This window comes from Vibrio sp. 1249-1 (assembly GCF_033340495.1).
This window is the reverse complement of sequence record NZ_JAWOWJ010000532.1, coordinates 1-708: the sequence shown is the minus strand read 5'-3', so window position 1 is coordinate 708 and position 708 is coordinate 1. Positions and strand designations below refer to the sequence as shown.

General features: G+C 48.0%; 1 protein-coding gene and 1 pseudogene. Both read left to right on the top strand.

What is annotated here, in order from left to right; translation table 11 throughout:
* Nucleotides 1–165 precede the first annotated feature (165 nt).
* Nucleotides 166–513 (top strand): plasmid-related protein, encoded by a 348-nt coding sequence (locus R7Z50_RS27435; RefSeq protein WP_318149740.1) that lies wholly within the window; start codon nt 166–168, stop codon nt 511–513.
* Nucleotides 497–708, top strand: a pseudogene (locus tag R7Z50_RS27430) (S26 family signal peptidase); the annotation flags it as partial. The gene R7Z50_RS27435 and the pseudogene R7Z50_RS27430, both read left to right, overlap by 17 nt.

The window sequence follows — 708 nt, the reverse complement described above, 5'->3', positions numbered from 1 at the left end:
TGGGTAAAAGCGTTGTTTAATAGCGATCTCTTTCATAGTTCACAAGAATACAGTTGTTTTTGTGAAAGTAAATATTAACATTAACCAATCGGGTAGTTTTTGCTCCTTCGGAGCAACCGCTATCCCTCCTCGCCCTAGAAGGACGGGGTTTCTCGCGGGATTTAGATGAATAAGACCACGCTTTGGCCATTTATGGCCTCTATTACTTTGTCTATTGCTGGTAGCGGTTTAATGACCAGCTGGCTCTTAATGAAAACACTCGAACCCATCCACCGCCAGTTGGCGTTAAGTACGCCCATTGCAGCCGTCGATTTTGGGGAGGCGGTGTTGTCACTGGGCCCCAATGCCAGCGAACAAGACATCGAGTCCAGGTTGCTTCAGACCAATCAGCAAATTGAAAAGTTAAAAACAGCCGGTTTTATCGTGCTGGATGCCCAAGCGGTGGTGGGTGCTGATGATTCCGTATTTGTGCCAGTAGGCTCAAAGGAGGTGTCTCATGCAGATACTCCGTAAAAGAATGCCTTGGCGGCCATACCTCATCCGGTTGACTGTTCTTGCGTTAATCATGGCCTTGGTAGGCACCTACGCCATGATGCGCTACCGAATAGGTATTGATACCCAGCAAGAGCGCTGCCTGCCTGATACCACGGTGTATCTGATTGACCTATGGAATAAAGAGCCCGTTAAGGATGGTTTGTATGCCTTCCA